This is a genomic window from Streptomyces sp. NBC_01477, assembly GCF_036227245.1.
In the GTDB taxonomy this organism is placed as follows: domain Bacteria; phylum Actinomycetota; class Actinomycetes; order Streptomycetales; family Streptomycetaceae; genus Actinacidiphila.
On sequence record NZ_CP109445.1, the window covers coordinates 3,795,652 to 3,812,135 of the forward strand.

The window sequence follows — 16,484 nt, forward strand, 5'->3', positions numbered from 1 at the left end:
ACGGCCGTCTCCCCGCCGCCGGCGCGTGCGGCGCAGTGTGGCCGGGGTCACAGAGGCGCGGCGGCCGGGGATGTCACGAACGGGGACGCCCGCTTCGTCGGGACGGGCACACGCCCGGACACGCGGGCGGCGACGACAAGGCAGGCAGCACATGACCGGCGCACCCACCCCGTTCGAGCCCTTCGGGGAATTCGCTCGGCAGAAGACGATTCTGCTCACCACGTACAAGCGGGACGGCACGCCCGTCGGGACCGCCGTCAGTATCGCCGTCGAGGGGGAGCGGGCCTACGTGCGGACGTACAGCGCGGCCTGGAAGGTCAGGCGGCTGCGGAACGACCCGCGGGTCGAGATCGCGCCGTCCACCGTGAAGGGGAAGCCGACCGGGCCGGCCGTCCGGGCGCGGGCGGTGCTGCTCACGGGTGAGGACGCCGCGCGGGCCGGGCGGGCGCTCGCGCGGAAGTATCCGTTCCTGCACGGCTTCCTCGTCCCCTTCATGCACCGCAGGAAGCACTGGCAGACGCTGCACTACGCCCTCACCGTGCCGCCCGCCGAATAGAGCGGGCAGAAAGCCGGCAGCCCCCTCGGGCGGGAACCCGAGGGGGCTGCGGAGCCGGTGTCCGGGCGGGCCGGACCGCAGGTCAGAGCGCGTCGGCCAGCAGCGGCTCGTCCTCGGACCGGGCGGCCGGCTTCGCCGCCGCGCCGCGCAGCGGGCTCTCGATGATGAACCAGGCCGCGAGGAAGCCGAAGACGCTCACCACGGCGCCCCACAGGAAGACCACGTGCGTGCCGGAGGCCACCGCGTGGAAGTACGCGTCCTTGAGCGCCGGCGGGAATTTGGCGATGGTCGCCGGGTCGAGCTGCGCGCCGCCCTTCGTGGCGGCGGCGCCGGCCGCGGTGGAGTCCATACCGTGCTGGACCTTGTGCGAGAACAGCGCGCCGAACAGCGAGACGCCGAAGGAGCCGCCGATCGTACGGAAGAGCGTCGCGGACGACGAGCCGACGCCTATGTCGCGCATCTCGACGCTGTTCTGCGAGATCAGCATGGTGATCTGCATGACGAAGCCCATGCCCGCGCCCAGTACGGCCATGAAGAGGCCGGAGGTGAAGCGGGTGGTGTGGACGTCCATCGTGGACAGCAGGACCAGGCCGACCGTGATCAGGGCGCCGCCGATGATCGGGAAGGCCTTGTAGCGGCCGGTGGCGGTGGTGACCCGGCCGGCGACCATGGAGACGGCCATCATCGCGAGCAGCATCGGCAGCAGCAGCAGGCCGGAGTTGGTCGCCGAGGCGCCCTGCACGGTCTGCTGGTAGAGCGGCAGGAAGGTCATCGAGCCGAACATCGTGAAGCCGACGAGGAAGCCGACCAGCGAGATCAGCGAGAAGTTGGAGCTGCGGAAGATCCGCAGCGGCATGATCGGCTCGGGCGCGCGGGTCTCGGCGAAGAGGAAGGCGGCCAGCGAGGCCAGGCCGAGCACCAGCAGGCCGATGATCTGCACGGAGCCCCAGGCGTACTGCGTACCGCCCCAGGTGGTCAGCAGCACCAGCGAGGTGATCGCGACGGTCAGCAGGACGGCGCCGAAGTAGTCGATACGGCCCTTGCTGGGCTTCTTGGGCAGGTGCAGCACGATGGTGACCATCGCGAGGGCGACGACACCGATCGGCAGGTTGATGTAGAAGCTCCAGCGCCATCCCCAGTTGTCGGTGATGGTGCCGCCGACCAGCGGGCCGCCGATCATGGCGATCGCCATGACACCGGCGATCAGGCCCTGGTACTTGCCGCGCTCGCGGGGCGGGATCATCTCGCCGATGATCGCCATCACGCCGACCATCAGACCGCCGGCGCCGAGGCCCTGGAAGGCCCGGAAGGCGATCAGCTGGTCCATCGTCTGCGCCATGCCGGACATCGCGGAGCCGGCCAGGAACAGCACGATCGAGGTGAGGAAGATCCCCTTGCGGCCGTACATGTCGCCGAGCTTGCCCCAGATCGGGGTGGAGGCGGCGGTGGCCAGGGTGTACGCCGTAACGACCCAGGAGAGGTGGTCGAGGCCGCCCAGCTCGCCGACGATCGTCGGCATCGCGGTGCCGACGATCATGTTGTCGAGCATGGCGAGCAGCATCGCGATCAGCAGACCCACCATCACCACACGCACACTGCGCTGGCGCGGCCCGCTCTCGGCCTTGGCGCCGGGCGGCGGCTCCGGCGTGGACGGCTTGGCGGTTTCGGTCTGGGACATGACCGGGTTTCCTCCCCCGTGCGAGGGCGGTGTTTCAGTGGTGCTTACTTGCCGCCCGGTTAGTACGTTACGTAGCAGCAAGGTACGTTGTTTACTAGCCGGGCGTCAAGTAAGTGCGTAGCCTCGGAAGAAGGCCCTACCGTGTGGGTTTCGAGCCGGTCGCACTCCCCCCTCGGGAGGCGCGACGAAGTGCAGCAGGAAAGCGACAAGCCAATGGGCACACCGCAGCAGCCGCAGTCACGCAGGGGCGACACGCGCCGCCGTATCCAGCAGGTCGCGCTGGAGCTGTTCGCAGAGCAGGGCTACGAGAAGACCTCGCTGCGGGAGATCGCCGAGCGGCTCGACGTCACGAAGGCGGCGCTCTACTACCACTTCAAGACCAAGGAAGACATCCTCAGCAGCATCGCCGAGGACCTGGCCCGGCCGATGCGCGAGCTGATCACCTGGGCCGAGAGCCAGCCGCGCACGCTGGCCACCAAGCAGGAGCTGCTGCGGCGCTACAGCGACATACTGTGGGGTTCGGTCGACCTCTTCCGCTTCTTCCAGGAGAACCAGGCGACCGTGCGCGAGCTGACCATCGGCGAGACCTTCCGCACCAGCGTGAAATCGCTGGGCGGACTGCTCAAGGACCCGGACGCGCCGATCGCCGCGCAGGTGCGCAGCGTCACCGCGCTCTACGCGATGCACGCCGGCATGTTCGTGACGCAGAACGTCGAGGGCGACCCCGAGGAGAAGCGCGCGGCCATCCTCGAAGTCGCCCTCGATCTTGTCGCCCAGTCCGAGGCGAGTCTCCTTACGGGTTGACCCGCCGGCGGCCGGTTGACGCCTCAGCGTCCGTCACGCGTTCACACCGTGGGCGCGCAGGAAGTGCAGCGGCTCGACGGAGGAGCCGTAGTACGGGGTGGTACGGACCTCGAAGTGCAGGTGCGGGCCGGTCGAATTGCCGGTGGAGCCGGACTTGCCGATCTCCTGGCCGGTGATGACCTGCTGGCCGACGTGCACACCGATGTGCGACAGGTGGCCGTACTGCGTGTACAGCTGCGACCCGTGCTTGATCACGATGTTGTTGCCGTACGCGCCGCCCCAGCCCGCCGTCACGACGGTGCCGGTGTGCGCGGCCCGCACCGAGGTGCCGGTCGGCACGACGAAGTCCTGGCCGGAGTGGGTGTTGACCCAGTGCTTGCCGACCTGGTGGTAGCCGGCGCCGAGCACGTAGTGGGCCGCCGGGGTCTCCCAGCCGGCGATCCGCGCCTTGCGGTCGGCGGCGGCCTTCTCGGCCGCCCGCTTCGTGGCGTCGGCAGCCGCCTTCGCCTTGGCCTTGGCCGCCGCGGCGGCGTCCTTCTGGCCGGTCGCCTGCTTCGCCAGCACGTCCGCGACGTTGCTCGGGGCCGAGGCGGCGACGGGCGCCGCCTCGTGCTGCGCACCGGCGGCGAACGCCGCGGTGGAGCCGAGCGCGAGCGCCGCGACCATTCCGCCGGTCACTACGGCCACCCGGCCGCGGTTGACGGACTTCGGGGTGCGGTTCTTCTTCGTCGAGAGCGAGAGCTTACGCATGCAGAAACAACCTCACTGGTGGGGGTACGGGGCCCGGGGTGCGGCCTCGCTCCACCTTGGTAACCCGGGCTGCGACGGCCCGGCAAACACCGGTCCTCCTACCGGGGGTCGTAGGTGCCGCCGGTCCGCGCCGGGGCGGAATGGGGGCCGAAAACCGGTGAATAGTCCGTTTCGCCCACCCGGTGGAGGGGCCTGGCGGCGACTAATCCCGGTAGTACGTGGCGCGCGTCACGTGCGGCACCTCACCTGGCGGGGCTTCCGACGCCCCTCCGGAGTGCCCCTCGCCCCGGTCCCGCGACCTCCCCCGGCGGGGCCTGCCCCCGCGGTTTCCCGCACCCCTGGAGGGGGGCGGACCTCGCCGCAGCGGGAGAGGGCGCCCGCCCAGGGGCGCGGGCAGCCGGCCACCGCCGGAAGGTCCGGGGACGGCGCCGGCCCGGCAGGGCATGCGGAAAGGCCTCGACCCCGGAGCCCTTGCGGGATCCGGGGCCGAGGCCCGGTGTTCTGCCGGCGCCGGAGGCGCTCAGCCCTCCTTGGAGAGGTTGGGGGTCTCGACCGGCGGGGCGTCCGCCACCGTGACCTTCTCCTCGCCGCGGAAGGTGAACGTCGCCGTCTCACCCTCGCCCTCGACCTCCACCACCACGATGTGGCCGGGGCGCAGCTCGCCGAACAGGATCTTCTCGGACAGCGAGTCCTCGATCTCCCGCTGGATCGTCCGCCGCAGCGGCCTCGCGCCCATGACCGGGTCGTAGCCGCGCTTGGAGAGCAGTTCCTTGGCCTCCAGGCTCAGCTCGATGCCCATGTCGCGGTCGCGCAGCCGCTCGTCCACCGCACCGATCATCAGGTCGACGATCTGGAGGATGTCGTCCTGGCTGAGCTGCGGGAAGACGATGACGTCGTCCACACGGTTGAGGAACTCGGGGCGGAAGTGCTGCTTGAGCTCGTCGCTGACCTTGTTCTTCATCCGCTCGTACCCGGACTTCGTGTCGCCCTGGGCGGCGAAGCCCAGGTTGAAGCCCTTGGAGATGTCACGGGTGCCGAGGTTGGTGGTCATGATGATCACCGTGTTCTTGAAGTCCACGACCCGGCCCTGGGAGTCGGTCAGCCGACCGTCCTCCAGGATCTGCAACAGGCTGTTGAAGATGTCGGGGTGGGCCTTCTCGACCTCGTCGAAGAGCACCACGGAGAACGGCTTGCGGCGCACCTTCTCGGTGAGCTGGCCGCCCTCCTCGTACCCGACGTAGCCGGGCGGGGAGCCGAAGAGCCGCGAGACGGTGTGCTTCTCGCTGAACTCGGACATGTCGAGCGAGATCAGCGCGTCCTCGTCGCCGAAGAGGAACTCGGCGAGCGCCTTGGACAGCTCGGTCTTACCGACACCGGACGGGCCGGCGAAGATGAACGAGCCACCGGGGCGCTTGGGGTCCTTCAGACCCGCGCGGGTGCGGCGGATCGCCTTGGACAGCGCCTTGACGGCGTCCTTCTGCCCGATGATGCGCTTGTGGAGCTCGTCCTCCATGTGCAGCAGCCGGGAGGACTCCTCCTCGGTCAGCTTGAAGACCGGGATGCCGGTGGCGGTGGCGAGGACCTCGGCGATCAGGTCGCCGTCGACCTCGGCGACGACATCCATGTCGCCGGCCTTCCACTCCTTCTCCCGCTTGGCCTTCGCGGCGAGCAGCTGCTTCTCGTTGTCCCGCAGGGACGCGGCCTTCTCGAAGTCCTGCGAATCGATCGCGGACTCCTTCTCCCTGCGCACTTCGGCGATCTTCTCGTCGAACTCGCGCAGGTCCGGCGGCGCCGTCATCCGGCGGATACGCATCCGGGAGCCGGCCTCGTCGATCAGGTCGATCGCCTTGTCCGGCAGGAAGCGGTCCGAGATGTAGCGGTCGGCCAGCGTGGCGGCCTGCACCAGGGCCTCATCGGTGATGGACACCCGGTGGTGGGCCTCGTACCGGTCGCGCAGGCCCTTGAGGATCTCGATGGTGTGCGGCAGCGACGGCTCGGCGACCTGGATGGGCTGGAAGCGGCGCTCAAGGGCCGCGTCCTTCTCCAGGTACTTGCGGTACTCGTCGAGCGTGGTCGCACCGATGGTCTGCAGCTCGCCCCGGGCCAGCATCGGCTTGAGGATCGAGGCCGCGTCGATCGCGCCCTCGGCGGCGCCGGCGCCGACCAGGGTGTGCAGCTCGTCGATGAACAGGATGATGTCGCCGCGGGTGCGGATCTCCTTGAGGACCTTCTTCAGGCGCTCCTCGAAGTCACCGCGGTAGCGCGAGCCGGCCACCAGGGCACCCAGGTCGAGCGTGTAGAGCTGCTTGTCCTTGAGCGTCTCGGGCACCTCGCCCTTGACGATCGCCTGGGCCAGGCCCTCCACGACGGCGGTCTTGCCGACGCCGGGCTCGCCGATGAGGACCGGGTTGTTCTTGGTGCGGCGGGACAGCACCTGCATGACCCGCTCGATTTCCTTCTCGCGCCCGATGACCGGGTCGAGTTTGGTCTCTCTGGCGGCCTGGGTCAGGTTGCGGCCGAACTGGTCGAGAACGAGCGAGGTCGAGGGAGTGCCCTCGGCCGGCCCGCCGGCCGTGGCCGACTCCTTGCCACCCGAATAACCGGAGAGCAGCTGGATGACCTGCTGCCTGACCCGGTTCAGATCGGCGCCCAGCTTCACCAGGACCTGGGCGGCGACGCCCTCGCCCTCGCGGATCAGGCCGAGCAGGATGTGCTCGGTGCCGATGTAGTTGTGGCCCAGCTGAAGAGCCTCGCGGAGCGACAGCTCCAGGACCTTCTTGGCCCGGGGGGTGAAGGGGATGTGGCCGGACGGGGCCTGCTGGCCCTGGCCGATGATCTCCTCCACCTGCTGGCGGACCGCCTCAAGAGAAATCCCGAGGCTCTCCAGGGCCTTAGCGGCGACACCCTCACCCTCGTGGATCAGGCCCAGGAGGATGTGCTCGGTGCCGATGTAGTTGTGGTTGAGCATCCGGGCTTCTTCCTGAGCCAGGACGACAACCCGCCGCGCGCGGTCGGTGAACCTCTCGAACATCGTTAATCGCTCCTCAGAGCGGTCGGGCAGTGAGGGGTCGGTCCCCTCCCTGTCCTTCCGCATGCTAGTCCCGCACAGCGGCGCCGCTCACGTATCCACCCCCGCTGCCGCGGGGAAGCTGCGCTACCGGCTGACGTCACTCCCACAACCTCGATGGTGCGAGACGATGTTCCCGCAGGCCAGGCGAATACCTCTTTATCAACTACGCCCGTGGCGAACGCCTGCCCCGCCTGCCGCCGCATCATCCCTTCCCACTAGGTACTTCTTACCCTCCGCGACCGACAGTCCACACCGGATGTCCGGCAGGTGTGCGCTACGGGCGAACAACCTTGCGCCGGGACGAACACTTCAAGCCGGACGCCCCCTGTCCGGAATCGTACATTCCGCACACCGTACGCGTTCACCCGTGAGCGGTACGTAACCCCGGTGCGCCGCCGCAGTTGCACGGGCATGGACTGGTACGAGCACGAGCTGGGGTGGCCGCTGTCGGGGGCGCTGCCGCCGGGGCTGGTCACCGGGGTGCGGTTCGACGCGCTCGATGTGCCGGTGGCGGTCGGGTACGCGCTGCTGAGCCGCTTCGCGCGGCCCGGCCGGCTGGGGCCGGTGGCGCTCGACGGGGGCCGGGTCCTGCTGCTGGTGGCGGCGGGCGCCGCGGACGAGCTGCCGGGGCTGCTGGAATGGCTGGAGTGGGGCGGCGTCCCGCTGGACGTGGCCGCGCTGGGCGCGGGGCAGGAGATGCGGGCGCCGGCGCACCCCGAGTGGGGCCGCCGGGAGGCCGCATACGACCGGTCGGCACCGGTATGGCTGCGGCCTCCCCGACCGGGCGTCGAGGTGGAGGCCACGCTGCCCGCGCTGCGGTTCGCCGGAGGAGCCGATGGATCGGGGGTTCCCATCGGTCTTCCGGCGCTTGTCGCCGCACTGGCGACGGCCTGCCACCGGATCGCGCTGCGGGCGCGCACCCAGGATCAGCCGTGGGCCTTCTCGTACGCCTCGCGGATCGTGGCCGGCACCCGGCCGCGGTCGTTGACCTCGTAGCCCTTCTCCTTCGCCCAGGCGCGGATCTTGGCGGTGTCGGGACCCGACGCTCCGCCGCCGCGTACCGCCTTGGTACGCCCGCGCCCGACCCGGCCACCGGTCCTGCGACCACTGTCCGTGTACGGGTTCAGCAGCCCCCGCAGCTTGTCGGCATTCGCCGTGGTGAGGTCGATCTCGTACGTCACTCCATCGAGCGCGAACGTCACGGTCTCGTCCGCCTCACCACCGTCGAGGTCGTCTACGAGAAGGACCTGAACCTTCTGTGCCACCGGCTTCCCTTTCATCGAAAACGGATTAACGGTAAAAGCAAAGCGCCTTTGCGTGAAAAACACAAACCCCTTGCACGAAGACGTCCGCCCGAGACCGTGCGATCCGGACAAACCGGAACGTCACAGTTGCAGCAGCATGCGGCTGTTGCCCAAGGTGTTCGGTTTCACTCGCTCCAGGTCCAGGAACTCCGCGACTCCCTCGTCATTGGAACGCAGCAGCTCTCCGAAGACATCGCCGTCCACCGGGGTGTCCCCGGTCTCACGGAAGCCGTGCTTCGCGAAGAAGTCCACTTCGAACGTGAGGCAGAAAATTCGGCGCACTCCCAGCCACCGCGCGGTCTGCAGCAACTTCGCCAGCAACTGGTGCCCGACACCCGCACCCCGCAGTGCCGGGTCCACTGCAAGCGTCCTGACCTCGGCCAGGTCCTCCCACATCACATGCAGCGCGCCGCACGCGACGACCGCCGCGTCCTCGTCCCGTTCCGCGACCCAGAACTCCTGGATGTCCTCATAAAGCGTCACCGTCGGCTTGTCGAGCAGGATGCGGTCACGCACATACGAGTCCAGCAAGCTCCGCACCGCGGGGACATCGGCGGTGCGGGCCCTGCGGATGGTGACGTCATTCGACACGAGGGGCATGGACGGACGCTATCGTCCTTCTGCTTCCGTCGGAGCCGAGGGGTCCACGGACTGGATGACGCGCATTGCGTCGCGGACCGCTTCACGCTGTTCCGGCGACATCATGCCGAAGAAGTGCACGAGGGCCGCGGCGGGGTTGTCGCTCGCGGCCCAGGCTTCGTTCATCAGTGCGGCTGAGTATGCGGCTCTTGTCGATACCGCCTCATAGCGATAAGCGCGGCCATCCGCCTCCCTGCGCAGCCACCCCTTCTGGCGCAGGTTGTCCATTACGGTCATCACGGTGGTGTAGGCGATGGTCCTGTCCCGCGCCAGGTCCTCAAGAACCTCACGAACGGTAACCGGACGGTTCCACTCCCACACCCGGGTCATGACGGCGTCTTCGAGGTCTCCCAATGGCCGGGGCACACTCGGAATACTAGGCGCTGGTAAGGCTGAATGCCCGGAATGCGAACCTGCCGGGGATTCGGGCTCAGCGGTCCTCCGCCGGCGCGGCCTGGCGCGCGGCCTCCGCCTGGGCGAAGGCGGCGTCCACCGCGGCGTCCTCCCGGGCCTTGTTGGCGCCGCCCTGGTGCTTGATCATTGTGACGATCACACAGGTGAAGAAGATCGCCATTACCAGCGGCGGCACGATCGCGGAAACATAGTCCATGCGGTCAGGGTAGCCACGCCGTCCCGGCGCCATGCATACGGGTGCCCCGGCGGCGAGGGGAACACCCGTATGGGCGGCGCGAAAGGCGCGGAAGGCCGGTCCCGCGCGCCCCGGCCCCTCTCAGCAGGAGGCGCGGCGCGGGCCCACCAGGGCGGCCAGCGCGGCCATGGCGTCGTCGTCCTCGCGGCGGGGCGCGGGGCGGCGCCCGGGCGGCCAGATCTCGGCGGGGGTCGGCGTACGGCGGCCCGGATCGGGTTCCGCGGGCTTCGGGGTGCCCGGCGCCGGCGGGGTCGCGGGCTCGGGCGCGGGTTCGGCGTCGGGCCTTTCGTCGGCGGCGGACGGGCCGGGGAGGGCGAGCAGGCGGCGCGGCGCGGGCATATGGGCCTCCAGACGCAGTCGTACGTCGTTGTCTGCCAGGTTTTCGCAGTGGCGCAGCAGTGCGGTACGCCGGTGGTACTCCGGGCTGCCGGTGGCCTGCGCGCGCAGCAGGCGCAGCGCCGCGAGGTCGTCGGCGCCCGGCAGGTATCCGGTGCCCACGGCGGCGGTGAGCCGTTCCAGGAAGCCGGCCGCGGAGCCGGGCAGCGCGTCGCGGTAGCGGCGCAGCTCCGCCAGCAGGAAGGCGCGCAGCCGTCCCGCCTCCTGGACCGCGTCGTCCACCGCCTCGGCGAGCCTGAGGTAGTCCTGGACGTACTCGGCCGGGCGGGGCACGGCGGCTGCGGTCGCCACAGCGCCCGCGGGGGTCCTGCTGGGGTGCAGCACCTCCGCGAGGGCGCGCCGCAGCACTCGCAGCTCGTCCGCGCTGAACGCCATGCCGCCTCGGTTTCCGTGTGGCGTAGGCATGACTGGACTTTAAGTGCTAAGCGGACAAACACCCCGCAATACCCTCACCCCGGTGTGTTCACCCCGGGGTGAGGACAGCGCGAGAGGTCGCGCCGCCGGCAGCCGGTGAGCCGAAGGACGCGCCGGAGGCGGAAAGGCGGCGGAAAAGCAATCAGGTGGTCGAGATATTGCGTTCGTAGACCAGGCGGAGCCCGATCAGGGTCAGCCACGGCTCGTGCGTGTCGATGATCGAGGCCTCGTTCAGCACCAGCGGGGCCAGTCCGCCCGTGGCGATGACCGTGACGTCGTCCGGGTCGGCGGCCAGTTCGCGGGCCATCCGCTCGGCGATTCCGTCGGCCTGGCCCGCGAAGCCGTAGAGGATGCCGGACTGCATGGCCTCGATCGTGTTCTTGCCGATCACGCTGCGCGGCCTGGCCAGCTCGATCTTGCGCAGCTGGGCGCCGCGCACCCCGAGCGCGTCCACCGAGATCTCGATACCCGGCGCGATGGCGCCGCCGATGTATTCGCCGCGCGCCGACACCGCGTCGAAGGTGGTGGCGGTGCCGAAATCCACCACGATGCACGGGCCGCCGTAGAGATGGACCGCGGCCAGCGAATTGATGATCCGGTCGGAGCCCACCTCCTTGGGGTGGTCCACCAGGATCGGCACCCCGGTCTTGACGCCGGGCTCGACCAGCACGGCCGGCACATCGCCGTAATAGCGCCGGGTGACCTCGCGCAGCTCGTGCAGCACCGACGGCACCGTCGAGCAGATCGCGATGCCGTCGATGCCGTCGCCGAGGTCCCCCAGCAGCGGATGCATGCCCATCAGGCCCTGGAGGAGCACCGCCAGCTCGTCCGCGGTGCGCCGCGCGTCGGTGGAGATCCGCCAGTGCTCGACGATCTCCTCGCCGTCGAAGAGTCCGAGGACGGTGTGGGTGTTGCCGACGTCGATGGTGAGCAGCATCCGCCTCTACGCTTCCGCTCGCAGGTCGAGACCGATGTCCAGGATCGGCGAGGAGTGCGTCAGCGCGCCCACCGCCAGGAAGTTGACGCCGGTCTCCGCATAGGCGCGGGCGGTCTCCAGGGTGAGCCGGCCCGAGGACTCCAGGAAGGCCCGGCCGCCGACAATGGCGACGGCCTCCGCGGTCTCGGCCGGGGTGAAGTTGTCCAGCAGGATCAGGTCGGCGCCGGCGTCCAGCACCTCGCGCACCTGGTGCAGGGTGTCGACCTCGACCTCGATCGGCACCTCGGGGAATTCCTCCCGCACCAGCTTGAAGGCCTGGGCGACACCGCCGGCGGCCACCACGTGGTTGTCCTTGACCAGGGCCGCGTCCGACAGCGACATGCGGTGGTTGGCGCCGCCGCCGCAGCGCACCGCGTACTTCTCCAGCGCCCGCAGGCCCGGGGTGGTCTTGCGGGTGTCGCGCACCTGCGCCCTGGTGCCCTCCAGCAGGTCCGCCCAGGCGCGGGTGGCGGTCGCGATGCCGGACAGCCGGCACAGCAGGTTGAGCGCGCTGCGCTCGGCGGTCAGCAGGTCGCGGGTCCTGGTGCGTACGGTCAGCAGCTTCTGGCCCGCCGCGACCCGGTCGCCGTCCTCCACGTGCCGCTCGACCTCGAACTCGTCGGTGCACACCACCGACAGCACCGCCTCCGCGACCCGCAGGCCCGCGACCGTACCGGCCTCGCGGGCGGTGAAGTCGCCGACCGCGAGGGCCTCCTCGGGCACAGTCGCGACCGTGGTGATGTCCACGCCCTGGTCGAGGTCCTCCTCGATGGCCATGTGCGCGATGTCCTCGACCTGGATCGGGTCGAGGCCGGCGTCGGCGATCAGCCCGGCCAGGTCGGGGTCGAGGCCGCACTCCAGCGGGTCGATCCCGTACTCCTCCCCGTACTGCCCGTCCGCGCCGCAGCCGCAGCCGTCCCCGCAGCCGCCACCGCCGCTCGCCTCGTCCGGCGGGCCGAACTGCGGCAGCGGGAGGGCGACGGGCTGCGGGCGGTCGGGGCTGGTCACTGGTGCTCCTTTTGAGGCGGTGCCGGGGCGGTACGGGGTACCGGGCGGGGGCTACGGGCGCGCGGCCCGTACGTCCCCCGCCCCATCATCCCCGACGACGGCCGCCGCCCGCGCGGAGCGGACCGGCGGGAAGTCCGGGCCCTGCGTGGTGCGGACGTCGAGCGTGCGGTGCGGGGTGAGGCGTACGACGAGGTGCCGCCGCCAGCCGTGGTCGTCGCGGTCCGGCCGGTCCTCGCGCCAGTGGCAGCCCCTGGTCTCCTCGCGGCGCCGGGCGGCGGCGACCAGGACGCGGGCGACCAGACTCAGATTGGTGGACTCCCACGTCTCCACGCAAGGCTCGGCCGTCTTGCCTTCCCTGTCGTACGCCTCCACCGCCGCGGTGTGTAGCCGCTCCAGCGCGCCCGCCGCCACCGTCAGGGACTCCGCGCTGCGCAGCACCCCCGCGCCCGCGGTCATGATGCGCTGCACCTCGAAACGGGCCTCGGAGGCCAGCAGCGGGGAGCCGCCCGGCTCGGGGACCACCGGCGCCGCGGGCGGCCCGCTGCGGTCGGCCAGCACGTCGGCGGCGATGCGCTCGGCGTAGACCAGGCCCTCGAGCAGCGAATTGGACGCCAGCCGGTTGGCGCCGTGCACCCCGGTGCAGGCGACCTCGCCGCACGCGTAGAGGCCGGGCACCGTCGTGCGCCCGTACAGGTCGGTGCGGACGCCGCCGGAGGCGTAGTGCGCCGCGGGGGCCACCGGGATCAGCCCGGTCACCGGGTCGATGCCGTGCGCGCGGCAGGCGGCCAGGATGGTCGGGAAGCGCTCGGCCCACATCGCCGGGCCGAAGTGCCGGCCGTCCAGGTACATGTGCTGCGCGCCGGTCTCCTGCATCCGCCGCGTGATGCCCTTGGCGACGATGTCGCGCGGCGCCAGTTCGGCCAGCTCGTGCTGCCCGACCATGAAGCGGACACCGTCGGCGTCGACCAGATGCGCGCCCTCGCCGCGCACCGCCTCCGACACCAGCGGCTGCTGGCCCTCCGCGTCCGGGCCGAGCCACAGCACGGTCGGGTGGAACTGCACGAATTCGATGTCGCTGACCTCGGCGCCCGCCCGCAGCGCCAGGGCCACGCCGTCGCCGGTCGACACCGCGGGATTGGTGGTCGCGGAGAAGACCTGGCCCATGCCGCCGGTGGCCAGCACCACGGCCCGCGCGTGGACCGCGCCGACACCGTCGCGGCGGCCCTGGCCCATCACGTGCAAGGTGACGCCCGCGGTGCGGCCCTCGGCGTCGTTCAGCAGATCGAGGACCAGCGCGTTCTCGATCAGCTCCAGGTTCGGGCCGCCGTCCCGGGCACTGCCCGCGGCCCTTACCGCGTCGATCAGGGCGCGGGAGACTTCCGCGCCCGTCGCGTCGCCGCCCGCGTGCGCGATACGGCTCCGGTGATGGCCGCCCTCGCGGGTCAGCAGGATCTCGCCGCTGGCCGGGTCGGTGTCGAAGCGGGCGCCGGTGGCGATCAGCCGCCGCAAGGCGTCGGGGCCCTCGACCACCAGGGTGCGGACCGCCTCCTCGTCGCACAGTCCCGCGCCCGCGACCAGGGTGTCGTCCAGATGCTGCTCAGGGGTGTCGCCGTCGCCCAGGGCCGCGGCGATGCCGCCCTGCGCCCAGCGCGTCGACCCGTCGTCCAGATGCGCCTTGGTCACCACGATGACCTTGGCGCCCGCGGCGGCGCAGCGCAGCGCCACGGTCAGTCCTGCCACGCCCGATCCGACCACGACCACGTCGGCGCTGATCGCCCAGCCGGGCGCGGGGGCGTGCAGGCGTATGCCGGTGCTGCTGCCGGCTCCAGATGCGTTCATTGCGCGGCTCCGAATTCCAGCGGGATGTTGTCGATCAGCCGGGTGGCACCGATCTTCGCGGCCACGGCGAGCACGGCGGGGCCTGTGTGGTCCGGCGCGGCTTCGGTGAAGTCCGCGGGGTCGATCAGGGCGCAGTAGTCGACGGCGACGGGCGGGTCCAGCGAGGCCGCGTGGTCCAGGATCACCCTGGCCGCGCGTACTGCCGCGGCCGGGCCGCGGGGGGCGGCCTCACGGCCGGTGAAAAGGGCCCTGGACAGCTCGCGGGCGGACTCCCGCTCCAGGTCCGACAGATAGCGGTTGCGGCTGGACATCGCCAGGCCGTCCGGCTCGCGCACGGTCGGGGCCGCCACGATGTCCACCGGGAAATTCAGATCCGTCACCATGCGACGGATCAGGGCGAGCTGCTGCGCGTCCTTCTGCCCGAAGACCGCCCGCGCGGGCCAGGTCAGATGCAGCAGCTTCGCCACCACCGTCAGCATCCCGTCGAAATGCCCGGGGCGCGACGCCCCCTCGAACCGCTCCCCCATCGGCCCGGCGGCGATCCGCACCTGGGGTTGGCCGCCGGGGTAGACCTCGTCCACGTCCGGGGCGAAGACCACGTCGGCGCCGGCCCGTGCGGCGATCTCGACGTCCGCGTCGAGGGTGCGCGGGTAGCGGGCCAGGTCCTCGTTCGGCCCGAACTGGAGCGGATTGACGAAGACCGTCACGGTGACCGGACTGGTGCCGGCCTGTGCACGGGCCTCCCGGATCAGTGAGGCGTGCCCCTCGTGCAGCGCCCCCATCGTCATCACGACCGCCCCGGCCGGTGCCAGGTCCTTGGCGTGATGGACAACCTCGGTCATGCGGTGCCCCCGTCTCGTTGGGTGGGCTCGTCGGACAGCGCGCCGAGCAGCGCCTCCGCGTACTCGGCCTTGAGCATGCCGTTGGCCAGGGCGCGGTCGGCGGTCGCGCGGGCCATCGCCACGTAGGAGGGCACCGTCTCGGGTGCGTGCTCGCGCAGCTCGCGCAGGTGGGCGGCGACCGTGCCCGCGTCGCCGCGGGCCACCGGTCCCGTCAGGGCGCCGTCACCGGCCCGCAGCGCGTTGTCCAGGGCCGCGCCCAGCAGCGGGCCGAGCATCCGGCCGGGCTCGGCGACGCCCGCCGCCGACAGCAGGTCCCTGGCCTGGGCCACCAGCGTCACCAGGTGGTTCGCGCCGATCGCCAGCGCCGCGTGGTAGAGCGGGCGGGCCTGCTCCTCCACCCACTCGGGCTCGCCGCCCATCTCGATGACCAGCGCCTCGGCCGCCAGCCGCAGTTCCCCCGGCGCGGTCACCCCGAACGAGCAGCCGGCCAGCCGCTGCACATCCACCGGGCTGCCGGAGAACGTCATCGCCGGGTGCAGCGCCAGCGGCAGCGCGCCCGCGCGCAGCGCCGGGTCCAGCACGGCGGTGCCGTACCGCCCCGAGGTGTGCACGAGCAGCTGCCCCGGGCGTACGGCGCCGGTCTCCGCGAGGCCGACGACGAGGGCGGGCAGCGCGTCGTCCGGGACGGTCAGCAGGACGAGGTCGGCCGCGGCCATCACCTGGCCCGGCTCCATCATTGGTACGCCGGGCAGCAGGACCTCGGCGCGGCGCCTGGACGCCTCCGACACGCCCGAGGCGGCGACGGGGCGGTGCCCGGCCATCCCCAGGGCAGCGGCCAGGGCGGGTCCCACCCGCCCGGCTCCCACGACGCCTACGGTCAGACGGCCGGGCCGTTCCTCCACCATTACGCCTCCCGCTGTGGGGTCACTTCTCGTCAATCGTACGCGAACTCCTTCGCGGTGCGCTCCGGGGTGGGGCCCGGGCCCCTGCGTGCTTGCCCCTCGCGGTGGGCCTTCGCACCTTGCGGTGCGCTTCGGCGGGCCGCGCAGTTCCCCGCGCCCCCAGGTGGGTGCCACTTGCGGTGGCGCTTCACACATGCGGTGCGTCGTGGTTGCCCGCGCAGTTCCCCGCGCCCCCAGGTGGGTGCGCCCTGCGGCGCGTACTTGTCGGCCGCGCCGTCTCCGCTGAGCGCGCAGTTCCCCGCGCCCCCGGGTGGGTGCCACTTGCGGTGGCGCTTCACACGTACGGTGCGTCGTGGTTGCCCGCGCAGTTCCCCGCGCCCCCAGGTGGGTGCCACTTGCGGCGCGTACTTGTCGGCCGCGGCGTCTCGGCTGGGGCGCGCAGTCCGCCCCCCAGAGCTTCGCCCGGGGGTGTCCCCGGCGTCTCCTGACAGGGCGCGGTTCCTCTTCCGCAGCGGGCGGGCGTTTTCAGGGGCGCGGGGAACTGCGGCTGGGAGGGCCGCAAAGGGGTCGTTACGGCCGGCTCTGGGGGGCGGGCACCCTCAGAGCCGGGGGTGGGTGTCCACCCTGGGGCGTATGGGGAGATCGCTCCCGGGGCTG

At 71.3% G+C, this 16,484-nt stretch carries 16 protein-coding genes; 3 read left to right on the plus strand and 13 right to left on the minus strand.

The genetic code is table 11. The annotated features are described in order from the left end of the window. Positions 1–151: 151 nt before the first annotated feature. Positions 152–556, plus strand: coding sequence for a PPOX class F420-dependent oxidoreductase (locus OHA86_RS15660; protein WP_329175907.1), 405 nt, complete (start codon positions 152–154; stop codon positions 554–556). 82 nt (positions 557–638) lie between these two features. Here OHA86_RS15660 and OHA86_RS15665 read toward each other — a convergent pair whose 3' ends face one another. Beyond that, on the minus strand, positions 639–2,234 hold the full coding sequence (locus tag OHA86_RS15665; protein ID WP_443071741.1) for an MDR family MFS transporter: 1,596 nt from the start codon (positions 2,232–2,234) through the stop codon (positions 639–641). A gap of 213 nt (positions 2,235–2,447) precedes the next feature. Here OHA86_RS15665 and OHA86_RS15670 point away from each other — a divergent pair, with 213 nt between their 5' ends. Continuing rightward, positions 2,448–3,038 carry a TetR/AcrR family transcriptional regulator gene (locus OHA86_RS15670; protein ID WP_329175908.1) on the plus strand — a complete coding sequence of 197 codons (591 nt, stop codon included), beginning with the start codon at positions 2,448–2,450 and terminating at the stop codon, positions 3,036–3,038. 33 nt (positions 3,039–3,071) lie between these two features. Here OHA86_RS15670 and OHA86_RS15675 read toward each other — a convergent pair whose 3' ends face one another. Both OHA86_RS15675 and OHA86_RS15680 read right to left on the minus strand, forming a co-directional pair. Beyond that, a complete protein-coding gene (locus OHA86_RS15675; protein WP_329175910.1) occupies positions 3,072–3,788 on the minus strand; it encodes a M23 family metallopeptidase in 717 nt (238 codons plus the stop codon). Positions 3,789–4,308: 520 nt separating this feature from the next. Then, positions 4,309–6,819: an ATP-dependent Clp protease ATP-binding subunit gene (locus tag OHA86_RS15680; protein ID WP_329175912.1), complete on the minus strand. Its 2,511-nt coding sequence runs from the start codon at positions 6,817–6,819 to the stop codon at positions 4,309–4,311. A 426-nt stretch (positions 6,820–7,245) separates the two neighbouring features. Between OHA86_RS15680 and OHA86_RS15685 the strand changes: the two genes are divergently transcribed. Continuing rightward, on the plus strand, positions 7,246–7,854 hold the full coding sequence (locus OHA86_RS15685; RefSeq protein WP_329175917.1) for an SCO3374 family protein: 609 nt from the start codon (positions 7,246–7,248) through the stop codon (positions 7,852–7,854). Here the strand turns inward: OHA86_RS15685 and OHA86_RS15690 are convergent. The 10 genes from OHA86_RS15690 to OHA86_RS15735 form a co-directional block, all read right to left on the minus strand. Next, positions 7,785–8,123, minus strand: a complete 339-nt coding sequence (locus tag OHA86_RS15690; protein ID WP_327289400.1) for a histone-like nucleoid-structuring protein Lsr2 — start codon at positions 8,121–8,123, stop codon at positions 7,785–7,787. The two genes, OHA86_RS15685 and OHA86_RS15690, sit on opposite strands and share 70 nt — an antisense overlap. 120 nt (positions 8,124–8,243) lie before the next feature. Then, on the minus strand, positions 8,244–8,762 hold the full coding sequence (locus OHA86_RS15695) for an amino-acid N-acetyltransferase (RefSeq protein WP_329175919.1): 519 nt from the start codon (positions 8,760–8,762) through the stop codon (positions 8,244–8,246). 9 nt (positions 8,763–8,771) lie between these two features. Further along, on the minus strand, positions 8,772–9,167 hold the full coding sequence (locus tag OHA86_RS15700) for a BlaI/MecI/CopY family transcriptional regulator (protein ID WP_329175921.1): 396 nt from the start codon (positions 9,165–9,167) through the stop codon (positions 8,772–8,774). A 64-nt stretch (positions 9,168–9,231) separates the two neighbouring features. After that, positions 9,232–9,411, minus strand: a complete 180-nt coding sequence (locus tag OHA86_RS15705) for a hypothetical protein (protein ID WP_329175923.1) — start codon at positions 9,409–9,411, stop codon at positions 9,232–9,234. A gap of 120 nt (positions 9,412–9,531) precedes the next feature. After that, the gene (locus OHA86_RS15710; protein ID WP_329175927.1) at positions 9,532–10,251 is read right to left on the minus strand and encodes a hypothetical protein; all 720 of its coding nucleotides are present in this window, start codon (positions 10,249–10,251) and stop codon (positions 9,532–9,534) included. Positions 10,252–10,402: 151 nt separating this feature from the next. Beyond that, complete coding sequence (locus OHA86_RS15715; RefSeq protein WP_073501683.1) at positions 10,403–11,197, minus strand: type III pantothenate kinase; 795 nt, start codon at positions 11,195–11,197, stop codon at positions 10,403–10,405. 6 nt (positions 11,198–11,203) lie between these two features. Beyond that, a complete protein-coding gene (nadC, locus tag OHA86_RS15720; RefSeq protein WP_329175931.1) occupies positions 11,204–12,244 on the minus strand; it encodes a carboxylating nicotinate-nucleotide diphosphorylase in 1,041 nt (346 codons plus the stop codon). A 51-nt stretch (positions 12,245–12,295) separates the two neighbouring features. Continuing rightward, positions 12,296–14,083: an L-aspartate oxidase gene (locus OHA86_RS15725; RefSeq protein ID WP_329175933.1), complete on the minus strand. Its 1,788-nt coding sequence runs from the start codon at positions 14,081–14,083 to the stop codon at positions 12,296–12,298. Continuing rightward, positions 14,080–14,925, minus strand: a complete 846-nt coding sequence (gene panC / locus OHA86_RS15730) for a pantoate--beta-alanine ligase (RefSeq protein WP_329175935.1) — start codon at positions 14,923–14,925, stop codon at positions 14,080–14,082. Before panC ends, OHA86_RS15725 begins: the two co-directional genes overlap by 4 nt. Beyond that, complete coding sequence (locus OHA86_RS15735; RefSeq protein WP_329175936.1) at positions 14,922–15,830, minus strand: Rossmann-like and DUF2520 domain-containing protein; 909 nt, start codon at positions 15,828–15,830, stop codon at positions 14,922–14,924. Before OHA86_RS15735 ends, panC begins: the two co-directional genes overlap by 4 nt. Positions 15,831–16,484 lie beyond the last annotated feature (654 nt).

Excerpts from the sequence above, each read along its gene's own strand:
- OHA86_RS15660 (WP_329175907.1), top strand. The coding sequence starts at position 152 with ATGACCGGCGCACCCACCCCGTTCGAGCCCTTCGGGGAATTCGCTCGG.
- OHA86_RS15665 (WP_443071741.1), bottom strand. The coding sequence starts at position 2,234 with ATGTCCCAGACCGAAACCGCCAAGCCGTCCACGCCGGAGCCGCCGCCC.
- OHA86_RS15670 (WP_329175908.1), top strand. The coding sequence starts at position 2,448 with ATGGGCACACCGCAGCAGCCGCAGTCACGCAGGGGCGACACGCGCCGC.
- OHA86_RS15675 (WP_329175910.1), bottom strand. The coding sequence starts at position 3,788 with ATGCGTAAGCTCTCGCTCTCGACGAAGAAGAACCGCACCCCGAAGTCC.
- OHA86_RS15680 (WP_329175912.1), bottom strand. The coding sequence starts at position 6,819 with ATGTTCGAGAGGTTCACCGACCGCGCGCGGCGGGTTGTCGTCCTGGCT.
- OHA86_RS15695 (WP_329175919.1), bottom strand. The coding sequence starts at position 8,762 with ATGCCCCTCGTGTCGAATGACGTCACCATCCGCAGGGCCCGCACCGCC.
- OHA86_RS15705 (WP_329175923.1), bottom strand. The coding sequence starts at position 9,411 with ATGGACTATGTTTCCGCGATCGTGCCGCCGCTGGTAATGGCGATCTTC.
- OHA86_RS15710 (WP_329175927.1), bottom strand. The coding sequence starts at position 10,251 with ATGCCTACGCCACACGGAAACCGAGGCGGCATGGCGTTCAGCGCGGAC.
- OHA86_RS15715 (WP_073501683.1), bottom strand. The coding sequence starts at position 11,197 with ATGCTGCTCACCATCGACGTCGGCAACACCCACACCGTCCTCGGACTC.
- OHA86_RS15725 (WP_329175933.1), bottom strand. The coding sequence starts at position 14,083 with ATGAACGCATCTGGAGCCGGCAGCAGCACCGGCATACGCCTGCACGCC.
- panC (WP_329175935.1), bottom strand. The coding sequence starts at position 14,925 with ATGACCGAGGTTGTCCATCACGCCAAGGACCTGGCACCGGCCGGGGCG.
- OHA86_RS15735 (WP_329175936.1), bottom strand. The coding sequence starts at position 15,830 with ATGGTGGAGGAACGGCCCGGCCGTCTGACCGTAGGCGTCGTGGGAGCC.